Below are 19549 nucleotides of genomic sequence, written 5' to 3' on the forward strand. Positions count from 1 at the left end.
ATGAACGAATCTCAATTTATTGAAGCGTTACGAGCTGAAGGGTTTGAGCTGAGTGAGACACAACTCAGTCAGTTCAAGCGTTACTTCGAAATGCTCGTCGAATGGAACGAGAAAATGAACTTAACGGCCATCACGGACCGAGAGGAAGTATATTTGAAGCATTTCTATGATTCGCTCAGCGCAGCGTTTCATTTCGATTTCACGAAAGTCGAAACCGTATGTGATGTCGGGGCAGGAGCCGGATTCCCAAGTCTTCCGCTCAAAATTTTATTCCCACACTTACACGTCACGATCATCGATTCGTTAAACAAACGCATCACCTTTTTGAACGAGTTGGCTCTTGCCCTCGGACTCGAAGGTGTTGCGTTCCATCATGGTCGTGCCGAAGAGTTCGGAAAAAATAAAAAGTTCCGCGAACAGTTTGACGTCGTCACAGCACGTGCGGTTGCCCGCATGACCGTGTTGGCAGAATACTGTTTGCCACTCGCGAAAGTAGGCGGAAGCTTCGTTGCGCTTAAAGCGGCCAAGGTTTCTGACGAGATGGCAGACGCCAAAAACGCTTTAGCCGTTCTAGGTGGGAAAGAAAAAGCGACACACCAGTTCCTATTGCCAGGAGAGATGAGTGAGCGTAATATCGTAGTTGTAGATAAACTACGAAAAACGCCCGGGAAATATCCGCGTAAAGCGGGGACACCGGCGAAAGAGCCACTTATCTGATGATGTCGTTTCACGTGAAACAAAAGCAGATTCCAGTGGTGGAGTCTGCTTATTTTTTTACATAAAGGGGTGCCCGACGTTGAAGAATAGATTTGCGAAATTGTTCGGTGTGAATCGAAAAGACGAAGTTGCCGTGACGCAGATTGCGGAAGTTCGAGCGGATGACACGGTACAAGAACTCTCGTTATCACGGTTGCGTCCAAACCGTTATCAACCGCGTAAAGTGTTCGAACCGGCAAAAATTGAAGAGTTGGCAACGACGATTTCGGAACATGGACTCCTTCAACCAATCGTGGTTCGAAAGGCAGATGGGGACTGCTATGAAATCATTGCCGGGGAGCGTCGTTTCCGTGCGGTGAAATCGCTTGGTTGGTCAGCGATTCCGGCAATCGTTCGCGATATGGACGATGATACGACGGCTGCACTCGCCTTGATTGAAAACTTGCAGCGTGAGCAGTTAAGCCCGATTGAAGAGGCGGAAGCATATGATCGTTTACTCGCCTTGAACGGTTTGACGCAAGATGCGCTCGCGAAGAGTCTAGGCAAGAGTCAATCCACGATCGCCAATAAGTTGCGCTTGTTAAAATTGCCGGAGGATGTGAAGCAGTCGCTTCGCGATCGTCGGATCAACGAGCGACATGCGCGTGCGTTGTTGCCGTTGAAGGAAGAAGGATTGCAACTTCAAGTGCTCGCAGAAGTGTTAGAACAGGATTTTAACGTCAAGGAGACAGAGGAACGCGTCGCCTTTTTAACAACACCGATCGAAGAAGAGAAGCGAAAGCCGAAAAAACAACGTCGTCGGACGAAAAGTTTTGCGCGTGACACGCGAATCGCCATCAACACGATTCGTGACTCAATCGATTTGATTGGGAAAACAGGGATTGACGTCCAAACTGAAGAAGTAGACGAAGAGGAATTTGTTGAAATTCGAATTCGCATCCCGAAAGCGCGGCCTCAAAAATGAGTCCGTGCTTTTTTATACAATGAAGGAGGTTTGTAGATGGAACGATTAGCATTAAAATTCATTCGCCCAAACCCGAATCAGCCCCGGAAACAATTTGAGGTGGAAAAATTAGAAGAGTTGCGTCAATCCATTGAGCGATATGGCGTCCTACAACCAATCGTCGTTCGAAAAGCGACAGGATACTATGAAATCATTGCCGGGGAACGACGGTTTCAGGCGGCGAAGCTCGCTGGGAAAGAAGACATTCCTGCCCTCGTCGTCACGGCGGACTCCGATCGCGTCATGGAGTTGGCGCTGATTGAAAACATTCAGCGGGCAGACTTGAATGCCATCGAAGAGGCTGTCGCCTATGAACAGTTGATGCAGACGCTAGGTCTGACGCAACAACAGTTGGCCGATCGCGTCGGGAAGAGCCGCAGTCATGTGACGAACAGTCTTCGCCTCCTTCGATTGCCGAGTGCCGTCCAGCATGCGGTCATGGTCGGAGATTTGACGATGGGACATGCACGTGCCATCACGGGTATGAAATCAGAACAAGCGATGGAACAGATTGCGAAACGGGTCATTGCCGAGCATTGGACGGTCCGTCGCCTCGAGCGTTACTTACAAAAAGAGCGCACAGAAAAAAAGACGCTGAAGCGATCGAACGCCGATATCGAAGCGGTCGAAGCGGTGCTTGCGGAGCGTCTTCAGATGGATGTGTCGATTCGTCCGCGCCGAAAAGGCGGCGTCCTCGAGTTGAAGTATTTTTCACAAGACGACTTGGAACAATTGTTGACGTTATTATCGCCTCAAGACTTTGATTCATCTCGTGACTGACGAAGACGCGTGATGGCCGCCTCTTCGTGATGCAGGCGCCCGATCCGTGTATCAAAATCGGCGAATCCGTCTGTGATGAAACGTGCGAGTTCATATACAAGATGGAGACGGGTATTCTGTAGAATCATCATCTCCATGAATCCGCTTACGTTCACGACGGCTTTAATATTGTAAGCGCCGACTGCCGGAAGTTCTTTTTGGACACCGGCCCCTGGAGCGAGCGGACCTTCCGAAAAGAAGACATAACCGACACTTGATAAACGTCCGAGACAGGCGTCGATAGCGATAATGAGCGGTTGATGGAAGCGCGTTTGAATCTCATGTAACGTTTCCACCAAATTGAGTGCGTGTACAGGCTTCGTTAATGTGCCGTATACATGTAAATTTCGGATATGACGTTCTTCTAAAAACGTTCCGACGAGCGGACCGAGTGAATCACCGGTCGAACGGTCCGAACCGATGCAAACAAGGACGATGGGGCGATGGATTTCATTGACCAACTGTTCATGAAGCTGGTCCGCAAGCAATCTGGATCCACTCCGCTCAGTGTGTTCAATGAAGAAAGAGTATGGTTTATGAGGTTTTAAGCGAAACGGCATGAATCTCATCCTCTCTTCTAAGCTGCCTATTCCTAGTTGCAGTTGGGGGATTGATCTCGTATTAACCCATTCCCAAAAGTGGAAAACTTCTAACTTCCGAATGCAGTGTTTGAGAAAAGTCGTGAAATATGTTTTGATGATTTAGAATCTACGACTTTGAGGTGAAAAGATGGCTTCGCAAAATACAGAAAAAGATTTAAATACGGTTGCCGATGAGACAATCGACAGCGTGAACCGATTCGTCGAGTACTTTAAAGATACAGACATGTGGATTGGTTTAGGGATCAAGCTCGCCGGTGTGGCGCTCATCATCCTTGGTTTATATATCGCAACACGCATTTTGACAACGATGGTCGAGCGCGTGTTTACGCTCCGCAAAATAAAAGAACATGATATCGTCGCCCAGCGACAGAATGAAACGTTATTAAAATTAGCCCAAAACACAATCCGCTATGTGATCGGGTTGATTATGGTCTTGACGGTGCTCGGACAATTCGGTGTGAATATCGCCGGTTTGATTGCATCAGCCGGGGTCGCGGGTCTTGCAATCTCATTCGGGGCACAAAGTTTGGTGAAAGACGTCATCACAGGGGCGTTCATCATCTTTGAAAACCAATACAAGAACGGGGATTACGTCAATTTGAACCAACAAGTCGACGGGACGGTCATCGAGGTCGGAATCCGGACGACGAAGTTAAAAGGATTAAACGGACAAGTGACGATTATTCCGAACGGACAAATCTTACAAGTGACGAACTACTCGCTTGAAAACAGCGTCGCTGTTGTCGATATTGGGGTTGCGTACGAAGAAGATATGTCAAAAGTAGAGCAAGCGCTCAAGGAAATTGCGAAAACGGTCGAAGCACGCTATCACGACTTGTTCATCAAACCAATCGACTTAGCTGGAGTGCAGTCGCTCGGACCGTCGGAAGTGGTGTACCGATTAATGGCGGAAGTCCCGCCGACCCAGCACTTCGCAGCTGGTCGAATTTTGCATAAAGAGTTAAAGGCTGGACTTGACGAGCGGGGGATTGAAATTCCATACCCACGTACGGTCATGATGCCACCGAACTCGGCTCCTAAAGGAGGAGAAGCAGAAAATGCAAAGTAAAACCTATGCATTGAACGATATTGTGGAAATGAAAAAACCACATGCCTGCAAAACGAACCGCTGGCAAATCACGCGTGTCGGGATGGACATTCGGATCAAGTGCCAAGGCTGCGGAGCCAGTGTGCTCATGCAACGCCGTGATTTTGATAAGCGATTCAAGAAAGTGCTTGAACAAGGGAACGCCGCCGAATAAGCGGCGTTTTTCTTTAGGTTATGAACGTGAGTTGCGGTTTAATCGTGGACTATCTATAATTGTGAAGGATGTGACGGTGTGGTGTACTGAATGTACCCACTCCACAGACGGCTTAACATTTCCCGGGAAACACCGGATGAGGAGGAAATACTAGTGGGATTAACAGCAGGAATTGTCGGATTGCCAAACGTCGGGAAATCGACATTGTTTAATGCGATTACACAAGCAGGAGTCGAGGCGGCCAACTATCCGTTCGCGACGATCGACCCGAACGTCGGCGTCGTAGAAGTACCGGATGCGCGCCTTGATCGATTGACAGAACTCGTCAAACCGAAAAAAACGGTACCAACAGCATTTGAGTTTACAGATATCGCTGGAATCGTGAAAGGTGCGTCAAAAGGTGAAGGTCTCGGAAACAAATTCTTGGCGAACATTCGCGAAGTCGATGCGATTTGCCAAGTCGTCCGTTGTTTTGAAGACGAGAACATCACGCACGTCGCAGGTCGTGTCTCACCAATCGATGACATTACGACTATCAATCTTGAATTGATCTTAGCTGATCTTGAGCAAGTCGATAAACGAATCGCACGTGTTCAAAAAATGGTGAAGGCAAAAGATAAAGGTGCGGTACAAGAACTCGAAGCACTCGAAATCGTGCGAGATGTTCTTGAATCAGAGCGCCCGGCACGTGTCGCTGAATTATCAGAAGATCAACTCGCGATCGTCAAACACTTCCAATTGCTTACGATGAAGCCGATGCTTTACGTGGCGAACGTGAGTGAGGATGAAGTGGCAGATGCCGATTCGAACGAGTTTGTACAAGCAGTCCGTGATCACGCGGCAACAGAAGGGTCGAAAGTCATCGTCATCTGTGCACGAATCGAAGAAGAAATTTCAGAACTCGAACCGGAAGAACGCCTCGAGTTCTTACAAGATCTCGGAATCGAAGAGTCAGGACTTGATCAATTGATCCGTGCGGCTTACTCGACACTTGGTCTTGCGACATACTTCACGGCAGGTGAGAAGGAAGTTCGTGCATGGACGTTCAAACAAGGGATGAAAGCCCCACAATGTGCTGGTGTCATCCACTCTGACTTCGAACGTGGATTCATCCGTGCCGAAGTCGTGTCGTATGACGACCTTTCAGCAGCAGGAAACATGACGACGGTGAAAGAACAAGGAAAACTTCGTTCAGAAGGAAAAGAATACGTCTTCCAAGATGGCGACGTTGTCACGTTCCGCTTCAACGTATAAGTTGATTTACGGAAACGTATTGTAAAAGTCAAGGAAGTTTGATAGTATATTATGACGTGAGTAAAACAATTGTTTGCTCCTTGCTCCTACAACCGGTAGGGGCCGTTAGTCCAAGAGGAGGTGAAAGATAATGCGTAAATACGAACTTCTTTACATTATCCGTCCATCAGTTGATGAGGAAGCGAAGAAAGCTTTAATCGAGCGCTTCAACAACGTCATCACTGAAAACGGTGGTACTGTTGAAAAAACAACAGACATGGGTAAACGTCGTTTCGCTTATGAAATCAACAAGATGCGCGAAGGACACTACGTTCTTCTTAACATCGTTGCTGAACCTAAAGCGATCTTAGAAACAGAGCGTCTCATGAAGATCTCTGACGACGTTGTCCGTCAAATGACAACAAAAGACGAGCGTTAATCCTTAACGTTTCGTATCGTGAAAGGGGAGCTTGGAGATGATTAACCGAGTTGTGTTAGTTGGTCGATTGACTCGCGATCCCGAAATGCGTTATACGCAGAGCGGAATCGCCGTAACACGCCTTACTCTCGCTTGCGATCGTCCATTCGCTGGACAAGATGGGAAGCGCGAGACGGACTTTATTGATTGTGTCGTTTGGCGCAAACAAGCAGAGAACGTAGCACAATACTTGAAAAAGGGCAGCATGGCCGGCGTTGACGGTCGCCTTCAAATCAGTAGTTACGAAGGACAAGATGGCCAACGTCGTTACCGGGCAGAAGTAGTCGCAGACAGCGTACGCTTCCTTGAACCACGCGGAGCCTCAGGGCAACGTGAGCAAGCACCATCTGGAGATGTCTTCGGTGGTGGTGAATCAAGTGGATCAGGATGGGGCGCAGGAGCCGCTTCGACTTCATCTCAGTCCTCGAATTCGAATAAAGGTTTTGACGCAGATCCGTTCTCGGGTGGCGGCAAAATCGACTTGTCAGATGATGATTTGCCATTCTAATCATCATGGACAATAAAAACTAACCTATAAAGGAGGTCTTCACATGGCACGTCGTCCAGGAGGTCGTCGTCGTCGTAAAGTATGTTTCTTTACGTCGAACAACATCACTCATATCGATTATAAAGACGTAGAATTGCTCAAACGCTTCGTTTCGGAGCGTGGTAAAATTCTTCCACGTCGTGTGACTGGTACTTCAGCGAAATACCAACGTCCACTTACTGTCGCTATCAAGCGCTCACGTCAAATGGCTTTGCTTCCATACGTTGCAGAGTAATTGTTTGACGAACGGCTTATCCTCTTGGATAAGTCGTTTTTTTGTATTTCATCTCGTCTGTAAGTGTGTAAGTGAAACCGACGAATATGGTATGATAGAGCAGAAACCTTTACGATTCCATGGGTGAACATTACTCATTTTAGGAGGCATACATGCACAGTGGTGAAGCATTAACATCCGTGAAGAACCAATACGCGCGGCACATGATTCCATACGTGATTGGATTCCTTGTCTCGTTAGGATTGGCGTTCTACAACATTGTGGCGGCAATCACCCTGTTTATGGGCACGCTGATTTTTTTCATCTATCAGCAAGTGACGATGCGACGGGAGCGTAAAAATTGGGAACAGTATGTCCTCTCTCTCTCTCATCAAATCGAAGAGGTCGGAAAAGAAGCATTGACGACGATGCCGATTGGGATTTTAGTCTTTGACCAGGACCGACGGATCAGTTGGTATAACGAACAATCACGATTGATTTTCGAACTCGATATGGCGATTGGAATACCGCTTGATGCGCTCCATTCCGCCTTCGATGAATTGATTGAAGAAGAAGAGGATGAAGCCACGATTGAAGTGGGTGACCGTGTCTATCGTGTTTATTACAATCAAATCCATCAAACCCTCTATTTATTTGATATGACCGAAGAAGCGGAGATGGAACAAAAGTATGTTCAAACGCAGACGGTTATCGGTATTTTGTATTTAGATAACTATGACGAGATGTCGACTGCGGTGGATGAACAGGTCCGTAGTGAAGTCAATCGTCGGGTTACGGTGCTCCTCAATCAATGGGCGCAGCGGCATCATATCTACATGCGTCGTACAGCTGCGGACCGCTTTTTCCTCGTCATGAATGAACGGACGCTATCTGAACTTGAAAACAACCGCTTTTCAATCTTGGATGAAGTGCGTGATGCGACGAAGGAACAAAGAATCCCGTTGACGTTATCAATCGGGATTGGGTGCGGTGAAACGACATTGACGGAGCTCGGTAATCTCTCTCAGTCGAGTCTAGATTTAGGACTTGGCCGTGGTGGTGACCAGGCAGTCGTTAAGCGTCATAATGGGAAAGTTCGTTTCTTCGGCGGGAAGACAAATCCGACCGAGAAGCGAACGCGTGTCCGGGCACGTGTCATCTCGAACTCGATGCGTGACCTCATTCGGGAATCGAGCCGTGTCCTTGTGATGGGACATAAGAATCCAGATATGGACTCGCTCGGGGCTTCCATCGGTGTCATGAAATTGGCCGAGTTTGTCGGGCGCGAGGCGTATGTCGTCATTCCATCCGGTGAGACGAGTGTCGGCATTCAGCGGCTCGTCCATGAAGTAGAGAACGATGACTCGTTATACAGCCAATTCTTGACCGAGTATGAGGCGCAGCCACTCATCGATGAACAGACATTACTCGTCGTCGTCGATACACACCGTCCGTCCCTCGTCATTTCAAAAGACATTTTGGATCGGTCGGAGCGGGTCGTCGTCATCGACCACCATCGTCGCGGGGAAGAGTTTATCGAAGATCCGGTTCTCGTGTATATGGAGCCTTACGCATCATCAACGAGTGAGCTCGTCACGGAATTGATTGAGTATCAGGCGGGAAGTCGAAAGCTCTCTATTTTAGAGGCAACGTCACTTCTCGCGGGGATCATGGTCGATACGAAAGGATTTACGCTCCGTACGGGATCCCGTACGTTTGATGCGGCATCCTTCTTACGGATTCAAGGTGCTGACACGGTTCTCGTACAGCACTTCATGAGACAAGATCTCGATGCTTATATCGAGCAGTCTCAGATTTTGAGAAACACCGAAATTTATGCAGGTGGGATGGCGATTGCGGTCGCTTCTGACGACGAGGCACACCATCAAGTGTTGATTGCTCAGTCTGCAGACCAGTTGCTGAATATGGAAGGCGTCAAAGCCTCGTTCGTCATCGCCGTCTTACCGGACGGACGTACGGGAATCAGCGCGAGGTCGCTCGGTGACGTCAATGTCCAGGTCATCATGGAAATGCTTGATGGCGGTGGCCATTTGACGAATGCGGCGACGCAACTTGAAGTGAGTCGCGAACAAGCGAACATCATGTTGAAAGAGTCAATCGATCATTACGTAACAGATGAAACTGAAGGAGAGGAATTAGAATGAAAGTCATTTTGAAAGTTGATGTAAAAGGACAAGGGAAAGCTGGAGAAGTAAAAAACGTGGCAGACGCTTATGCTAAGAACGTCTTGTTCAAGAAAAACTTGGCAGTGGAAGCGACACCAGGAAACTTGAAGGCATTCGCGGCTAAAGAACGTCGTGCCGAAGAAGCAGCAGAAGAAGAGTTGAACGAAGCGAAACAACTCAAAGAAAAGCTTGAAAAAGAGACGATTGCCGTCACGACGAAAGCCGGTGAAGGCGGTCGCGTGTTCGGTTCGGTCACGAGCAAGCAAATCGCGGATGCCCTTAAATCAATGGGCTACAAAATTGATAAGCGTAAAATTGAACTCGAGCATCCGATCAAGGCGCTCGGTTTCACGAAAGTGCCAGTGAAGTTGCACCATGACGTCGTCGCGACGTTGAATGTACATGTACAAGAAGCTTGAAGGTGAGGTAGAGACGGATGAGTGATGCGATTCAAGTCAATACACCACCGCATAGCGTGGAAGCGGAGCAAGCCGTCTTAGGGGCAATCATCCTCGATTCGGATCGGTTGATTACGGCCTCAGAGCGGGTCGACCCGGACGACTTTTATCGTGTCAGCCACCAACGCATCTTTGAAGCGATGCTAAAGATCAATGACCGAGGCGAGCTCGTCGACTTGGTCACGCTCAGTTCCGAGTTACAGGCGCAAGGGATTTTGGACGAAATCGGGGGCCTCAACTATTTGGCGGAGGTCGCGGAATCCGTTCCCGCCATCGGGAACATCGGCTATTACTTGAACGTCGTCGACCAAAAGGCGGCACTCCGTCGCCTGATTCGAACTGCGACCAACATTGTCTCGGATGGTTATGAGCGTCAAGATGAGGTGGATTCTGTTTTATCTGATGCCGAGCGAAATATTCTAAAAGTATCGCAGCGAAAAGGACAATCGAGCTTCCACCCGATTGGTTCTGTCTTATCCGATGCGTACTCGACGATTGAAAAGCTGCATCAGTCGAGCGGTGAAATCACCGGGATTGCGACCGGGTTCACGGATTTGGATAAGATGACGGCCGGTTTCCAACGAAACGATTTGATTATCGTGGCCGCCCGTCCATCTGTCGGGAAGACCGCGTTCGCCTTGAACATCTCGCAAAACGTCGCGGTCCGTACGGGTGAGAACGTCGCCATCTTCAGTTTGGAGATGGGTGCCGAGCAACTCGTCATGCGTATGTTGTGTGCGGAAGGGAACATCGATGCCCAGCGCCTCCGGACCGGTCGTCTTGAAGCGGAAGATTGGGGTCGTCTCTCCCTTGCGATGTCGTCGCTCTCCCAAGCAGGCATCTACATCGACGATACACCGGGTCTTCGGGTCAACGAAATCCGAGCCAAATGTCGCCGATTGAAGCAGGAACATGGTCTCGGGATGATCATGATTGACTACTTGCAGCTCATCGTCGGGAACGGGAAACCGGGCGAGAACCGCCAACAAGAAGTATCGGAAATCTCACGTACGCTCAAAGCAATCGCACGGGAACTACAAGTACCGGTCATCGCCTTGTCTCAGCTCTCACGTGGCGTAGAGAGTCGTCAAGACAAGCGACCGATGATGTCCGATATCCGTGAATCGGGAGCAATCGAGCAGGATGCCGATATCGTCGCCTTCCTCTATCGTGATGACTATTACGATAAAGAGAGTGAAGACGCCAATACGATTGAAATCATCATTGCGAAACAACGTAACGGTCCGACCGGTACGGTCAAGCTCTCCTTCAGGAAAGAGTACAACAAGTTCGTCAATATGGAGACGCAAGCCTTCGCACCACCGATGTAACGTCGGTGGTGTCTTTTTTTGTATAGGATTAGATCAAAATGACGAACGAATAGTTACATCTTATATAAAACGTTCGGTATTCAATTGACTTTCTGGCTTTTCAAGTGTACACTTACGGATGGTTTGAACAGAACGTTGATTAATAAGGAGGATTCATTATGTCATCAGTAGTCGTAGTGGGAACGCAGTGGGGCGATGAAGGGAAAGGGAAGATCACCGATTTCTTATCGAAACAAGCCGAAGTCGTCGCGCGTTATCAAGGGGGAGACAACGCTGGTCACACGATCGTCTTCAATGATACGAAATATAAACTTCACCTCATTCCGTCTGGGATTTTCTATTCGGATAAGACGTGTGTCATCGGGAACGGGATGGTCGTCAACCCGAAATCACTCGTGACAGAACTCGCTTACTTACATGAACGGGGTGTGAGCACGGATAACCTCCGGATCTCGAACCGGGCGCATATCATCTTGCCATACCACCAGCTTCAAGATCGTCTCGAAGAAGAGGCGAAAGGTGACGCGAAAGTCGGTACGACACTGAAAGGAATCGGTCCAGCGTATATGGACAAGGCGGCACGTATCGGGATTCGCATCGCCGACCTTCTCGACAAAGAAGTGTTTGCGGAGAAGCTAAAGACCGTGCTTGAACTAAAAAATCGCATGTTCGTGAAAATGTATGAAGTCGATCCAATCGAGTTCGATGACATCTTTGAAGAATACTACGCGTATGGTCAACAGTTCGCGAAATACGTGTGTGATACATCGGTCGTGTTGAACGATGCGCTCGACGAAGAGAAAAAAGTTCTCTTTGAAGGGGCTCAAGGGGTCCTTCTCGATATCGACCATGGAACGTATCCGTTTGTCACATCGTCGAATGCTGCATCAGGCGGCGTATCGAGTGGTGCCGGAATCGGGCCATCGAAGATTCATCACGTGGTTGGTGTCTGTAAAGCATATACGTCACGCGTTGGAGACGGTCCGTTCCCGACAGAGCTCGACGATGTGATCGGTCATACAATCCGTGAAGTCGGGAAAGAATATGGAACGACAACAGGTCGTCCACGCCGTGTCGGCTGGTTCGACTCGGTCGTCGTGCGTCACTCACGCCGCGTCAGTGGGATCACAGATCTTTGCCTCAACTCAATCGATGTGCTGACAGGTCTTGAGACGCTCAAGATTTGTACATCGTATGAGTATGAAGGAAAGCATCTTGACGAGTATCCACCGAACTTCCGCGTCCTTGAGAAGTGTGTACCGGTATACGAAGAGCTTCCTGGCTGGACAGAGGATATCACAGGGGTTCGTCGCTTTGAAGACCTTCCGGAGAACGCACAGCGTTACGTGCGTCGCATCGAGGAATTGACAGGAATCGAATTGTTGACGTTCTCGGTCGGACCGGCTCGTGAACAGACAGTCATCTTGCGTGATATTTACGAAGCATAAGAAAGGGAGCCACCGGGCTCTCTTTTTCTATTTCCACGGAAATGGACCACGCTTTCTAAGCTGTTTAAAAAGAGTTACAATGTAGGCATGTACGTTTAATGATAAGAGGAGGACTCACTGAATGGATCGTACGATTTTAGTGGTAGATGACGAACAACCAATCGCAGATATATTGAAGTTTAAACTTGAAAAAGAAGGTTACCAGGTGCACGTTGCTTATGACGGTGAAGAAGCACTCGTCAAAGTAGAAGAGATTCAACCGGATCTCATCTTGCTCGACATCATGCTTCCGCTCAAGGACGGCATGGAAGTATGCCGTGAGGTGCGGAAGAAATACGATATGCCGATCATCATGTTGACGGCAAAAGATTCCGAGATCGACAAAGTACTCGGACTAGAGCTCGGCGCAGACGATTACGTCACAAAGCCGTTCAGCTCACGTGAATTGTTAGCCCGTGTCAAAGCGAACATGCGACGTCATGCGACAGCACCGGCGCCAGAAGCAAAAGGAGCCAACGCGAACGATATCGTGATCGGCGACTTGACGATTCATCCGGATTCGTACATGGTGACGAAACGGGATGAGAAGATCGAATTGACACATCGCGAGTTCGAATTGATTCATTACCTCGCCCAAAACATCGGGCAAGTGATGACGCGGGAGCACTTGCTCCAAACGGTATGGGGCTATGATTACTTCGGTGATGTGCGTACCGTGGATGTCACAGTACGTCGTCTTCGTGAAAAAGTTGAGGACAATCCATCGACTCCGACGTATATCATTACGCGTCGTGGCGTCGGGTATTATTTGAAGGCAGGAGAAGAAGATTAAACGATGAAACGGACGAACTTCTTTAAATCAATCCAGTGGAAGCTCGTCGTCATCTATGCGCTGCTCATTCTCGTTGCGATGCAAGTCATCGGCGTGTACTTTGTGCGTTCTTTGGAACGGCAATACATCAACAACTTCTCGCAGTCACTTGTCGACCGGGCGAACCTACTGAGCTATAACATCAGTGAGGGGACTGCCGCGAACGAGAGTGACTTGACCACGGACCAGCAGTTGAACCAGTTACTGGATCAGCTGCTGTCTGAATTTACAGAGAGCACGACGCTAGCTGACGACATTCGAGAAGTCCAAATCATCGACACGAACAGTGTCGTCCGGGCAACCTCGAACCAAAATAATCAAAGTCTCGTCGGACAACGGACCGCGAGCACGTTCATTCAAAAGTCATTCGCGACAGGCGGGGCGCAAGAGACGCTCGTCTATGAAGATTCAAATGACCGAATGCGCGTCGTTGCCGTTCCGATCAAGTCGGAAGTGGACGGTACGACGACCGGGATGATCTATATCGAGGCATCGATGAAGTCCATCTACAACCAGATGGAACAAGTGACACGTATCCTCGCAACAGGGACGTTGATCGCACTCATCATCACCTCGTTCCTCGGAATTCTCTTATCGCGCACCATCACGCGACCGATTGCCGATATGCGGAGGCAGGCCGTCGAGATGCGGAAAGGGAACTTCTCACGAAAAGTTAAAGTGTATTCGGATGACGAGGTCGGTCAACTCGCTTACGCATTCAATGAATTGACGGACGAGTTGATGGAGGCGAACGCGACGACGGAAGCCGAACGACGCCGCTTGACGAGTGTCCTCGAGAACATGTCCGACGGTGTGGTCGCGACCGACCGCTCGCTACGGGTCATCTTGATGAACGACCAGGCGCGCGACATGATTGGGGTCGATGAAGAAGAGGCGATGGGGACGAATCTACAAAATCTCCTCGCATTCGAAGAGGAAATCATCATTCCGGAAGACGGCACGATGCCGACAAAACTGATTGACCTCAGTACGGACGAAGAATTGTTCCTCGTTCGTGCCTATTTCTCACCGATTCAAAAACATAGTGGACCAATCACAGGTCTCATCGTCGTCTTGCATGACGTCACGGAACAAGAACAGGTCGAACAGGACCGCCGTGAATTCGTTGCGAACGTCAGTCATGAATTGCGGACGCCGCTCACGACGATGCGTAGTTACTTGGAGGTTCTTGCAGAAGGTGCTTATCAGGATGAGGAATTGGCCCCACGTTTCTTAGAGACGACGCAAAACGAGACGGAGCGGATGATTCGCCTCGTCAATGACTTGTTGCAGCTCTCGAAGATGGACAGTAAAGAATATAAGATGCAGAAGGTGAAGTTCGACTTCGTGCAGTTCTTTAACGATATCATCGACCGTCATGAGATGACGAAAGGGGATGCGATTCAATTCCGTCGCAAACTGATGAAGCGTCGCGTCTACGTGCATGCCGATCAAGATAAGATGACTCAAGTCATCGACAACATCATCACGAACGCCATCAAGTTCTCACCAGAAGGTGGGACGATTACGTTCCGGACGATGCTTCGGGCGAAACGCCTCGTCATCGGCATCAAAGACGAAGGGGTCGGGATTCCGAAGTCGAACTTAAAGAAAATTTTCGAACGTTTCTATCGTGTCGATAAGGCGCGGGCGCGTAACATCGGTGGTACAGGACTCGGTCTATCGATTGCCAAGGAAGTTGTATCTGCTCACGGTGGCGACATCTGGGCAGAGAGTGAATTTGGAAGAGGTACAACGATTTACTTCACGATCCCGTTCGATACGATTGTGGAGGTGAATGATTGATGAAACGGTTTACGATTGCAAAGCCGGAACTGTGGAAGTCGTTCATTTTGCTCACGTTAATCGTCACGTCGATTGTTCAAACCATCATCTTGTGGGACTACCATCCCACGTATCAGGCCGTCCAATCTGAAACGCAACTCACGACGGTGGACGAGTCATTGCAGCGTCGAGCGGACCAGGTCATCATTCCCGTTCAAGCGGTCGTGCATGACAACAATGCTGTGTTCGCTTCAAAGAATACACCGAAGCAACTGATGCGTGTCATTCGGGATTCGTTTGAAGCGAGTGAGTTCAAGCCGCTCGCTGTGAAAAACGTCCCGAGTTTCTATACGGATATCAACGAGGGACTGGAGTTGATCTTACCGGAGGCCTACTATGCGGACACGCTCAGCTATATGCTTCCGGGAACGTATAGTCTGTCTGGGAAGATTCCACAGCGAATCCTCATCTATATGGATGACAGTGCGTTCAACATTCGTGCCATCATGAGCGACCAGTCCATTTGGGAAGGGAAGTTGACGAAAGTCGGAAACGGCGATGTGAACAGTCTTTTCTTAAAAAACTCGAGTCGAACGATGAAGCGCGTGACGTATACGGATGAACGCGTGAATTATATCCCGGTCGTCGGACCTGAGATGAATGAGTTGTTCGCGTATGACGTGTCGTCGATTCAAATCGACACTCGTCTCGACTGGATGCGAGATACGTTCTTCCCAGGTGACCCGAACGTTCAAGAAGTCGACCCGGCAAGCTCGGTCGGGGCGTTGACGAATGGTGTCAGTGTGGCGGAATATGATGCGAAACTGAACGCCAGTCGCTATCGAAACCTGTCTCGGAATAGCACCGAGCGTGATACAGCAATCGGGTTAGATTCCATTGTGGAATTCGTGAACTTCCACGGGGGATGGGTCGATGAAGCGTCTGAGAATCAAGGGCTGTCCCTTCGATTCGATGCCATCACACCGGCCAATAAAGGATTTGAAACGACCGTGTTCCGTTTTCACGTGAAAGGGTATCCCGTCTTCAGTCAGCGTGAGGCGTTTATCAACAACGATGCCATCGACTTATCCACATTACGTGTGGAAAACGACGGAGCACAGGTCCGATCGATCACCCGTAACCACTTGGAAATCGATCGCCTAATCACAGTCGGCACGACACAGTTGGCTGATGCGGATGAGGTACTCGGTACGCTCATCAACTCCGGACGATTTGAGAACGTGACCGAGATTCGAATCGGTTATGAGATCGAATATAACGAGGACACAAGCCGCTATGTGACGTTTTCACCGAACTGGTTCGTGCGTGAGGCGGGCCGTTGGGTCCCATACAATCAAGGAGACGATTGGACAGAAAGGATGATGTATCGTGGATTGGAGTAAAGCGAAATCGATTTTAATCTTCGCCTTCCTCGCCTTGAACATCTATCTGTTGTTTCAATTGCTGACGGAAACATGGGCGACCGAAGTCGTGACGAATGACAACACCTCGATCACGCAGATTTTAGACCAGCGGAACGTCGATCCGGCAAAATTGCCACGGATGGGTCGAGATATCGGCTATTTGACGGGTTCGTCTGAAGAGATGTCAGCTGCGATGATCACGAAAAATCGGGAGGCGCAGCTCGCGACGACGCTCGACAACATGCAACTCGAAGTCGAGTTGAAACAACCCGTGCCGCTCGATGCGAAGGATTTGCGGACGACCGCTTCGACGTTTGTGGCGGAATATGTTCCGTTTGGAAACGAGTACGCCTACTGGCGCTACGATGAAAAAACGAGACAGGTTGCTTTCGTACAAACATTCGAGGACAACAAGATTTTTTCAGCACCTGAAGTCGAGGGTGGCACGGAAATGTACATCGGTCCGTCCCTCATCCTCATTCAGTTGAACGAGTCGTTCGAAGTGACGGATTATAAACAGCGTCATTTAAAAGACCTCTCCTCAAAAACGCAAGATGACCTCGTGTTGACGGCCAGTGAAGCCATCTCACAACTCGCGTCTCGGAAGTACTTCCAACCGAACCAGGAGATGCGAGCCATCAATACCGGGTTTTACAGTTTACCGCTCGACAGCTCTGGCAGTTTGATTATCATGCCACCGCTTTGGTCGATCGGAATTGATGATCAGGTCTACTTCGTCAATGCAATCGATGGAACAGTCGAGCACGTGGAGTTTGAAACGAAAGAATGAAAGGAGTGATTGCGTGACTTTACAGTATAGTGTGTTAGCGAGCGGGTCGACCGGAAACGCCCTCTATATCGAGACGGAACGGACGAAGCTGCTCGTCGATGCCGGGTTGACCGGAAAAGCGATGCAACAGCGCATCGAAGCCATCGGTCGATCGTTTGACGGAATCGACGCACTGCTCGTCACCCATGAGCACTCCGACCATATTAAAGGTGTCGGGATATTAGCACGTAAGTATAATTTACCGATTTATGCGAATGCGAAGACATGGGCGGCGATGGAATCACTGATTGGAAAGATTGATCCTGCCTTGAAGTTTCAAATCGAAGTCGGAGATGTGAAACAGTTCGGGGATATTGAAATCGAGACGTTCAACGTGAGCCATGATGCGGCAGACCCGATGTTTTATCAGTTTGCCCATGACGGGAAACGATTAGCCCATATCACCGACACGGGTTATGTCTCGGACCGGATGAAAGGAATCATCCGTGGAGCGGACGACTTCATCTTTGAGTCGAACCATGACGTCTCGATGTTGCAGATGGGGCGTTATCCATGGAGTGTCAAACGACGGATCCTCGGCGACTATGGCCACGTCTCGAACGAGGATGCAGCCATCGCGATGAGTGAGGTCATCGGTGACCGCACGAAACGGATCTATTTGGCCCATTTAAGTAAAGACAACAACATGAAAGAGCTCGCACAGATGAGCGTCTCACAAACACTCGGCATGCGAGACGTCGACTTAGGTCGAATCAAATTGTGCGACACGGACCCGACAATCCCCACTTCACTCGTTTCTTTATAAGGAAACTTGGGAAAAGACAGTTATCACACTGTCTTGAAGGGGGGACGCGTCGTGAACGAAGAGAGACACCATGAGTATGAACCTCAAGACGTCGAACCTGAAGTACACGAAGCAACAGAAGAGAAATCGACGTATCCGTCTCGGAGCGAATGGCGACCGAAGCAAGAGGAGCACGTACGCCATAAGCCGAGACCAAATATAAAACCGTTGTTACTCGGAGGGGTTGGCGGATTCTTAGGAGCGGCTTTGTTTTTTGTCATCGTGATGCTCTGGGATTCGCCGACCTCTCGTTTTGTGACGAATGAACTGACGCGGACCGAACAGGCCGTCACCGTCACCGAATCGGACGTCACGACCGCTGTCCTTGGGGCGAAGACGTCCGTCGTCAGCATCACCAATATCCAGCGTGCGTTCACCTCGGACTCGCAATGGGAGGCTGGTGCCGGATCCGGTGTCATCTATAAAGTAGAAGGAAACACGGCCTATATCGTCACGAACTTCCATGTCATCGAAGAAGCAGACGAGGTCAACATCGCCTTTTCCGATGGTCAAATCGCATCGGCAACCATTTTAGGCGAAGACCCGCTCAACGACTTGGCTGTCGCTGAGGTCGAGTTACCAAAAAACATCGATGTGGAGCCGATTGTTCTCGGTGACTCCACCGTTCTCCAAGCTGGCGAGACCGTCATGGCCATCGGAAATCCGCTTGGTGTCTTCTCAAACTCGGTTACGCGTGGTATCGTCAGTGGTGTCGAGCGGACGGTGCCGGTCGATACGAACAGCGACGGCTTGATGGATTATAACGCGGAAGTCATTCAGACGGATGCGGCCATCAACCCGGGGAATTCGGGTGGTGCGCTCATCAACATTCGTGGAGAGCTCGTCGGAATCAATTCGATGAAAATCGCCGAGGCGAGCGTAGAAGGGGTTGGATTCTCCATTCCCGTCAACGTGGCGCTACCGGTCATTGACATGTTAGAACGCGACGGCAAGGTGACGCGGGCACAGCTCGGTGTCACGATTCAGGAAGTCATCGCTGTACCCGGAAACGTCCGAGAAGAGTATGGAATCTCCTTCGACCAGGAAGACGGTGTCTTCGTCGAAGAAGTGACACCGGGTAGTCCGGCTGAAGAAGCGGGACTACGTGTTGGAGATGTCATCACGAAAATCGGAGACCGGGAGATCAAACGATACGTCGATTTACGCGATGCGTTATATCGGGACGCGACGGTCGGTGATACAATCTCCATTGAGTATTTACGTCGCGGAGAAGCAAGCGAAACCGAGGCGACATTAACTGAAGCAACATAAAGAAGCGGCGACGCTTCTTTTTTAAGGAGGAAAAACTGTGGAAAAAAAAGTATGCAAGGAACATGTTGAAATCGCTTTAGACATCATTGTGGATGAAACAGGTGAATACCCGTTGCTAGAGGAATTATCCACAAGTGAACACGTGACATGTGAGTTCTGTGAAGCCGATGCAACATATATTGTGTCAAGCAAAAACTAATTATCAACATGTGGATTTGTGGATAACTCTGTGGATAACCCTATGGATAACTCCAAAAAAACTGTG

21 protein-coding genes are annotated in these 19549 nt (G+C 49.4%); 20 read left to right on the forward strand and 1 reads right to left on the reverse strand.

Annotated features, from left to right (window positions below; genetic code table 11):
• The 3 genes from rsmG to GVY43_RS11390 all read left to right on the forward strand — a co-directional run bounded on the left by rsmG (position 1) and on the right by GVY43_RS11390 (position 2500).
• Complete coding sequence (rsmG, locus tag GVY43_RS11380; RefSeq protein WP_015880223.1) at positions 1-717, forward strand: 16S rRNA (guanine(527)-N(7))-methyltransferase RsmG; 717 nt, start codon at positions 1-3, stop codon at positions 715-717.
• A 79-nt stretch (positions 718-796) separates the two neighbouring features.
• Positions 797-1681 (forward strand): nucleoid occlusion protein, encoded by an 885-nt coding sequence (gene noc / locus GVY43_RS11385; RefSeq protein WP_015880224.1) that lies wholly within the window; start codon positions 797-799, stop codon positions 1679-1681.
• Positions 1682-1717: 36 nt separating this feature from the next.
• On the forward strand, positions 1718-2500 hold the full coding sequence (locus GVY43_RS11390; protein ID WP_031424085.1) for a ParB/RepB/Spo0J family partition protein: 783 nt from the start codon (positions 1718-1720) through the stop codon (positions 2498-2500).
• Here GVY43_RS11390 and yyaC read toward each other — a convergent pair.
• Entirely contained in the window at positions 2473-3099 is a 627-nt protein-coding gene (gene yyaC, locus GVY43_RS11395) for a spore protease YyaC (protein WP_078145959.1), read from the reverse strand. The two genes, GVY43_RS11390 and yyaC, sit on opposite strands and share 28 nt — an antisense overlap.
• 169 nt (positions 3100-3268) lie before the next feature.
• Between yyaC and GVY43_RS11400 the strand changes: the two genes are divergently transcribed.
• From GVY43_RS11400 to GVY43_RS11480, 17 genes are all read left to right on the forward strand, one after another.
• A complete protein-coding gene (locus GVY43_RS11400) occupies positions 3269-4210 on the forward strand; it encodes a mechanosensitive ion channel family protein (RefSeq protein ID WP_074035244.1) in 942 nt (313 codons plus the stop codon).
• Positions 4200-4403 (forward strand): DUF951 domain-containing protein, encoded by a 204-nt coding sequence (locus GVY43_RS11405; protein ID WP_047795718.1) that lies wholly within the window; start codon positions 4200-4202, stop codon positions 4401-4403. Before GVY43_RS11400 ends, GVY43_RS11405 begins: the two co-directional genes overlap by 11 nt.
• 153 nt (positions 4404-4556) lie before the next feature.
• A complete protein-coding gene (gene ychF, locus GVY43_RS11410; RefSeq protein WP_031424089.1) occupies positions 4557-5657 on the forward strand; it encodes a redox-regulated ATPase YchF in 1101 nt (366 codons plus the stop codon).
• A 130-nt stretch (positions 5658-5787) separates the two neighbouring features.
• Complete coding sequence (gene rpsF / locus GVY43_RS11415; protein WP_015880230.1) at positions 5788-6075, forward strand: 30S ribosomal protein S6; 288 nt, start codon at positions 5788-5790, stop codon at positions 6073-6075.
• A 37-nt stretch (positions 6076-6112) separates the two neighbouring features.
• Positions 6113-6622, forward strand: coding sequence for a single-stranded DNA-binding protein (gene ssb, locus GVY43_RS11420; protein WP_015880231.1), 510 nt, complete (start codon positions 6113-6115; stop codon positions 6620-6622).
• Positions 6623-6665: 43 nt separating this feature from the next.
• Positions 6666-6896 (forward strand): 30S ribosomal protein S18, encoded by a 231-nt coding sequence (gene rpsR, locus GVY43_RS11425; RefSeq protein ID WP_015880232.1) that lies wholly within the window; start codon positions 6666-6668, stop codon positions 6894-6896.
• A 152-nt stretch (positions 6897-7048) separates the two neighbouring features.
• A complete protein-coding gene (locus GVY43_RS11430) occupies positions 7049-9040 on the forward strand; it encodes a DHH family phosphoesterase (RefSeq protein WP_159563194.1) in 1992 nt (663 codons plus the stop codon).
• Positions 9037-9480 (forward strand): 50S ribosomal protein L9, encoded by a 444-nt coding sequence (rplI, locus tag GVY43_RS11435; RefSeq protein WP_159563195.1) that lies wholly within the window; start codon positions 9037-9039, stop codon positions 9478-9480. Before GVY43_RS11430 ends, rplI begins: the two co-directional genes overlap by 4 nt.
• 17 nt (positions 9481-9497) lie before the next feature.
• Positions 9498-10850, forward strand: coding sequence for a replicative DNA helicase (gene dnaB / locus GVY43_RS11440; protein ID WP_015880235.1), 1353 nt, complete (start codon positions 9498-9500; stop codon positions 10848-10850).
• 158 nt (positions 10851-11008) lie between these two features.
• The gene (locus tag GVY43_RS11445; RefSeq protein WP_159563196.1) at positions 11009-12298 is read left to right on the forward strand and encodes an adenylosuccinate synthase; all 1290 of its coding nucleotides are present in this window, start codon (positions 11009-11011) and stop codon (positions 12296-12298) included.
• A 121-nt stretch (positions 12299-12419) separates the two neighbouring features.
• On the forward strand, positions 12420-13130 hold the full coding sequence (gene yycF, locus GVY43_RS11450; protein ID WP_015880237.1) for a response regulator YycF: 711 nt from the start codon (positions 12420-12422) through the stop codon (positions 13128-13130).
• 3 nt (positions 13131-13133) lie between these two features.
• Entirely contained in the window at positions 13134-14975 is a 1842-nt protein-coding gene (gene walK, locus GVY43_RS11455) for a cell wall metabolism sensor histidine kinase WalK (protein ID WP_074035234.1), read from the forward strand.
• Entirely contained in the window at positions 14975-16357 is a 1383-nt protein-coding gene (yycH, locus tag GVY43_RS11460; RefSeq protein ID WP_159563197.1) for a two-component system activity regulator YycH, read from the forward strand. The genes walK and yycH overlap by 1 nt, the downstream gene beginning before the upstream one ends.
• On the forward strand, positions 16344-17168 hold the full coding sequence (locus tag GVY43_RS11465; protein WP_159563198.1) for a two-component system regulatory protein YycI: 825 nt from the start codon (positions 16344-16346) through the stop codon (positions 17166-17168). The genes yycH and GVY43_RS11465 overlap by 14 nt, the downstream gene beginning before the upstream one ends.
• 13 nt (positions 17169-17181) lie before the next feature.
• Positions 17182-17973, forward strand: coding sequence for an MBL fold metallo-hydrolase (locus GVY43_RS11470; protein WP_015880241.1), 792 nt, complete (start codon positions 17182-17184; stop codon positions 17971-17973).
• A 51-nt stretch (positions 17974-18024) separates the two neighbouring features.
• Positions 18025-19284 (forward strand): S1C family serine protease, encoded by a 1260-nt coding sequence (locus tag GVY43_RS11475; protein ID WP_159563199.1) that lies wholly within the window; start codon positions 18025-18027, stop codon positions 19282-19284.
• A 37-nt stretch (positions 19285-19321) separates the two neighbouring features.
• Positions 19322-19483, forward strand: a complete 162-nt coding sequence (locus GVY43_RS11480; protein ID WP_015880243.1) for a CxxH/CxxC protein — start codon at positions 19322-19324, stop codon at positions 19481-19483.
• Positions 19484-19549: the final 66 nt, after the last annotated feature.

It is taken from the genome of Exiguobacterium sp. 8H, from assembly GCF_902506255.1.
Taxonomy (GTDB): domain Bacteria; phylum Bacillota; class Bacilli; order Exiguobacteriales; family Exiguobacteriaceae; genus Exiguobacterium; species Exiguobacterium profundum.